The organism is Streptosporangium sp. NPDC023615, assembly GCF_040640155.1.
GTDB lineage: Bacteria > Actinomycetota > Actinomycetes > Streptosporangiales > Streptosporangiaceae > Streptosporangium.
Genome location: NZ_JBFABE010000049.1, coordinates 1 through 5,633 on the forward strand (window position 1 = coordinate 1; position 5,633 = coordinate 5,633).

The following is a 5,633-nucleotide window of genomic DNA, read 5'->3' on the forward strand; positions in this document are numbered from 1 at the left end:
ACGACGGACCCGCCCCCGGCCACGAAACCGCGCAGGATCGTCTTGATCGTCGCGGCGGAGACCGGGTCCACCGCCTCGAAGGGTTCGTCGAGCACCAGCAGTCTCGGCGCGTGCAGCAGGGCGGTGGCCAGGCCGATCTTCTTGCGCATGCCGGTGGAGTACTCGATGACGAGCGTCTTCTCGGCCACGTCGAGTTCCAGCACGGACAGCAGTTCCTCGGCGCGCCGGTCGACGACGTCGCGCGGCAGCCCGCGCAGCAGCCCGAGGTAGGTCAGCACCTCGCGGCCGGTGAGGCGTTCGGGCATGGCCATGCCGTCGGGCAGGACGCCGACCAGCGTCTTGGCCGTGGCCGGGTCGGACCAGACGTCGGCACCGAAGATCCGGGCGTGGCCCTCGTCGGGGCGGAGCAGGCCGACGGCCATGGACAGGGTGGTGGTCTTGCCGGCGCCGTTCTGGCCGACGAGCCCGTAGAAGGAGCCTTGGGGGATGGTCAGGTTCACATGGTCGACGGCGACCTTCTCACCGAAGGTCTTGCACAGGCCGTGGATCTCAAGTGCTGCGGGCATTTGATGACTCCGATGGCAGGAAAACACCCGGCCGGTTCGCGTACGAGGTGGCCGGGCGTCGATGGGGGGAGATATGCGGTAAAGACGTTACAGCCTCGTCAGAACCTTGAATCACTCATGTCCAAAACCCGGAAGCCCGTGGGTCGTACCGGTGGACGCGGGGCACGCCTCCGGGCGGCGTCAGCTCCGGGCGCCGTCCCTGGCCACCGCGACCGCCTCGGTGAAGCGGTGGTAGCGCGTCAGCTCCTCCTCCACCGGTTCCAGCACCAGCTCCCGGCCGACCCGCTCCACGCTCTCCCGCAACGACCGCGCCGCCTTGCGGGCGCGGCGGCGGCCCCCCAGCCAGGCGGCCACCCGGGAGAGCAGCGCGATCAGCAGGCCGAGCAGCACGCCCCCGATCAGCAGCGCGCTGGGCCAGGGCAGCTCCCCGGCGGTCGGCAGGTAGAGCTGCGGGAGCCGCAGGTAGTCCAGGGCCACCAGGGCGACCAGCCAGATCCCCCCGGCGAGCACGGTCGCCAGGGCCAGCCACTGTGCCACCCCGGCCAGCCGCCACCACAGCGGTCGCCGCGACACCCCGAGCGAGGTGGTCGCCACCGCCTTGTCCAGGCCGTCCTCCAGCTCGTCCCCGCGCGACCTCGCCGCCTGGCGCACGGCCGCCGCCCACGGCGCGGGCAGCCCGGCCGAGGCGGTCTCGGCGGCCTCGCGGATCGCGGTGTCCATCCGCGAGCGCTGGACGACGGTCGCGGCCGGGAGCGACGTCCGCCCGACGATCTCGACCGTGTCGCCGGCGTCACCGGCGTCACCGGCGTCGTGCCGGTCGCGCGCGCCGTCCGAGGACCTGCTCGCCGCGTCGAGGCGCAGGCGCCGCAGCGGGTCCGGACGCAGGCGCCGGATCCACCGGGTCGGCGGCCACCCGGTGGCGGCGACCGAGCGGTGCCGGTGCGACCTGGCCACGGCCTGGACGACCGTCGGTACTCCCGCGGCCTCCGAGAGGGCGTCCCTCAGCGGTCTCACCAGCCCGTCCGGCCTGCTTCCCGCGTCGGCGGGGGGCGTCTCGCCGGGGGCGACCCCGGACGCCCGCAGGAGCGCGTCCGCGGTCATGCCCGTGTCGGCGGCGAGGCGCGCGGCCCAGGACCTCCGGTCGGCGACCCGCGAGGCGAGCAGGGAACGCAGTCCGGGGACGCCCGCGCCGGTCCGGGTGGAGATCCCGACCACCGGCACGCCGGTCAGGCCGTCCTCGTCCAGGAGGCGCCGCAGGTCCTTCAGGCACCGCTCGGCGGCGGCCGGGGAGAGGCGGTCGATCTGGTTGAGGACGACGACCATGACGTCCCGGTGGCGGGCCAGCGGCCGGAGGTAGCGTTCGTGAACGGCCGCGTCGGCGTACTTCTGCGGATCGAGCACCCAGACCAGCAGGTCGACCAGTTCGACGAGCCGGTCGACCTCCATCCGGTGCGACGGCTCGATCGAGTCGTGGTCGGGCAGGTCCAGCAGGATCAGCCCCGCGGCCTCCCCGTCCGTCCCGAACGCCTGCCCGTCGGCACCGGACGTCTGCAGTGCCGTGCCGGACGTCCGCGGAGCCGCGCCCTGCCCGCCGTCGTCGGACGCCCGCGAGGCCGCGCCGGGCGCCTGCGAGGCCGCGCCGGAGGGGGCCATGAGCTCGTGGCGGCGGGGGATCTCCAGCCAGTCGAGCAGCGGCCCGGCCCCGCTCCCCTCCCACAGCGCCGCCTGGGCGGTGGAGGTGGTCGGCCTGGTGACCCCGACCGTCGCGAGCGAGGTGCCCGACAGCAGGTTGAACAGCGAGGACTTGCCGCTGCCGGTGGCCCCGGCCAGCGCGACCGCGGTGTGGTCGACCGACAGGCTCGCCCGTACCCCGGCGCGGGAGACCACCGACCGCGCGGCCGCCACCGCGTCGGCGTCCAGCCTCCCGTCGGCGAGGTCGGCGGCCCGCGCCAGCGCCTCCAGCCGGTCGTCCAGCGGGACCGTCTTGGCTCGTCGCAGCAGTTTCACGCCTCGTCCCCCTCCGTGCCGTTCACCCTCGGCACCCCGGTGGGGCCGCCGCGCGCCCCCGGTGGGCCGCCGCCGTCCCCGTTCATCCGGGGAGCGATCCCGGGCGTCCCGGGCGAACCGGTCACCCCGGGCGAGCCAGTCACCCCGGGCCTCCCGGTCACCTCGGGCGTCCCGGGTGAGGAGCCCTCCGGCCGTTCGGGACCCGTCGGGAGCGCGGCCCGCCGGGCCGCGACGGGGAGCTCGCGCAGGTGCTCGCGTACGGCGTCGGAGGTGGCGCGCAGCGCCGGGGCGGTGTCGTCCGCGGGCTGGACCGCGTCCAGCAGGTCGGTGAAGCGGTCGGCGTCCTCGCCCAGCAGGATCGCCACCCGGGCCCGCAGGTCGGAGCGGGCCTTGACGGTAAGGGTACGGACGGCCTGGTCGCCGAAGACCGCCTCCAGGATCTTCTGGCTGAGCACGCTGGTGCCTCCGGCGATGCCGACCTCGATACCGGTCAGCCCGCCGGTCGAGGCGAACACCGCGATCATGAGCAGCAGCCCGGCCCCGTTCAGCCCGTAGGAGGTGACCCTCGCGGTGGTCCGCCGGTCCGCCCCCTCCTTCCGCACCAGGTCCAGCACGTACGCCTGCCATCCCCTGACGGCGTCCTGCGCCCTGGCGGGCAGGTCGGCCGAGGCCCTGCCGAGCCGGGAGCTGACCGCCACCCCGGCGTCCTCCAGCAGGGCCCGCCCGGCCGGGTGCGAGGACCACGACTCCAGCAGGCGCTCGGCGGCGCCGTCGGCCGAGGCCCTGATCAGCGCCTCCACCCCGCTCTCCAGCGCCACCCGCAGCTCGTTCTCGGGCGCGGGCCGCCCCATGACGAGCGCCACCAGCCGGTCCCTGAACCGGCCGACCCGGCTCTCCAGGGAGCGCATCAGGTCGCCGGTCCCGATGAAGTCCTGCCAGCGGGCCAGCACCTCGCCGCGCAGCAGCGTGCCGTCCCGCATGCCCTCGTCGAAGGTGGACAGGCCCACGGCGTAGGCCGCGTCCGCCATCGAGCGCAGCTCCGCGGCCCCGGCGTGCTGGCGCTCCACGGCGGCGGCCAGCGCCGGCACCCGGACGGCCAGGCTCTCCAGCGCGCCCGACAGCGTCTGGCGCACCACCTCGGCCCGGGAGCGGGAGTCGGCGGCGAGGGCCAGCAGCCAGTCGGCGACCGGCTGGACGGCCTGGCGGGGCAGCCGGGCGTTCTCCTCGGGCAGCACCAGCTCGGGCACCTCGAACAGCCGGGTGCCACCCAGCCCGTTGGCCTCCAGCAGGCGGGTCAGGTCCTTGCGCACCACGCCCAGGGCCTCCGGCGGGACCCGCGACAGGACGATGGCCAGCGCCGTGCTGCGCTCCCTGGCCGTACGCAGGAAGCTCCAGGGCACCTCGTCCGCGTAGCGGGCGGCGGTGGTCGTGAACAGCCACAGGTCGGCGGCCGACAGCAGTTGCGCGGCCAGCTCGCGGTTGGCGGTGACGATCGAGTCGATGTCCGGGGCGTCGAGCAGGGCCAGGCCCGGCGGGACCGCCGAGGCGGTGACGATCCGGATCGTGCCCGGCTGGCCCCTGCCGCCGCCGGTGACGCGCGACAGGCCGGGCAGCACGTTCTGGGCGGTGAACCACTCGCGGTCGGCCGAGGCGGTGACCAGGGTCGGGGCCATGGTGGTGGGCCGCAGCACGCCCGGCTCGGAGACGTCCGCGCCGACCAGGGAGTTCACCAGCGTGGACTTGCCCGCCCCGGTGGAGCCGCCGACGACGGCCAGCAGCGGGGCGTCGATCGAGGTCAGCCGGGGAATGAGGTAGTCGTCGAGCTGCCCGGCCAGCTCACGCGCCGCGCGGCGCTCGGCCGCGACGTCGCCGATCGCGAGGGGGAACAGCTCGCGGCCGAGGTGCCGCCGCAGCTCCCGCAGCGTCTCCAGAAGACCGTCGTTGTCACCCATACGGTCGTCCTGCCCTGCGAGGACCCCTCTAGACGCGTTTGGCCCCACCGCTCGACCGGGTTACGGGGGCGAACTCGGTAAAGCGGTGGGGCACTGCCCTCGGATCTCATCCGGAGGCCGTGCAGGGTTCGTCTCCCCCGCAGCTGGAGGCGAACCCGAGCCTCTCGGACGGTTCCGAGGTGATCGGGGGTGGTGCTTCGTCTATTTGAACACACAAAACTGCGGATCGGGTCAGTCAGAGCTGAATATCGGCTGAAAATTCAATCACCGGGCGGAAGGCGCAGGACGTAGCCCACCCCGCGCAGGGTGTGGATGAGCCGCGGCTCGGCCGTGTCGACCTTCCGGCGGAGGTAGGAGACGTAGGACTCGACCACCCCGGCGTCGCCGCCGAAGTCGTAGTTCCAGACGTGGTCGAGGATCTGCGCCTTGGACAGCACCCTGCCGCTGTTGACCATGAAGTAGTGCAGCAGCTTGAACTCGGTCGGCGAGAGCCGCACCGGCTCCCCGGAACGCCAGACCTGGTGCGCCTCCTCGTCCAGCTCCAGCTCGCCGACCCGCAACCGGACGGGCAGGTCGAGGTCCCCCCTGGTGCGGCGGAGCACGGCCCGGATCCGGGCGAGGAGCTCCTCCAGGCTGAACGGCTTGGTCACGTAGTCGTCGGCCACGCGCAGCCCGGTCACCTTGTCGTCGGTGCCGTCGCGCGCGGTCAGGAAGAGCACGGGAACCTGCCCGCTCACCTCCCTCAGCCGCCCGGCCACGGTGAAGCCGTCCATGTCGGGCAGCATCACGTCCAGCACGACGAGGTCGGGGCGGAGGCGCTCGGCGAAGTGCACGGCCTCCCGGCCGTCCACCGCGGTCATCACCTCGAACCCGGACATGCGCAGGCTGGCCGAGAGCAGCTCCCTGATGTTCGGTTCGTCGTCCACGACCAGCAAACGGGCTTCCACTCTGTCCGGCACCCCCCGAGGTTCGCTCACTCCGCTGGAGGGCGGCTCAGCCGGGGCTGAACGTTTCCTGGGAGAGCCCGCCACCGGCCTCCCGGGAGGCCCTGCCGCCGGGGCCGGCCGGGGCCGGAGACCAGGGGCCGACCGATCCCGGAGACCAGGGG

The 5,633-nt window shown here is 74.1% G+C and carries 4 protein-coding genes; all 4 read right to left on the bottom strand.

The window, feature by feature from the left end:
• On the bottom strand, positions 1-566 hold a 566-nt coding region (locus AB0G16_RS27470), incomplete at its 3' end, for an ABC transporter ATP-binding protein (protein ID WP_362810869.1).
• 180 nt (positions 567-746) lie between these two features.
• A complete protein-coding gene (locus AB0G16_RS27475) occupies positions 747-2,573 on the bottom strand; it encodes a GTPase (RefSeq protein ID WP_362810873.1) in 1,827 nt (608 codons plus the stop codon).
• Positions 2,570-4,525, bottom strand: coding sequence for an ABC transporter (locus AB0G16_RS27480; protein WP_362810876.1), 1,956 nt, complete (start codon positions 4,523-4,525; stop codon positions 2,570-2,572). Before AB0G16_RS27480 ends, AB0G16_RS27475 begins: the two co-directional genes overlap by 4 nt.
• 260 nt (positions 4,526-4,785) lie before the next feature.
• Positions 4,786-5,472 carry a response regulator transcription factor gene (locus tag AB0G16_RS27485; protein ID WP_362810879.1) on the bottom strand — a complete coding sequence of 229 codons (687 nt, stop codon included), beginning with the start codon at positions 5,470-5,472 and terminating at the stop codon, positions 4,786-4,788.
• Positions 5,473-5,633: the final 161 nt, after the last annotated feature.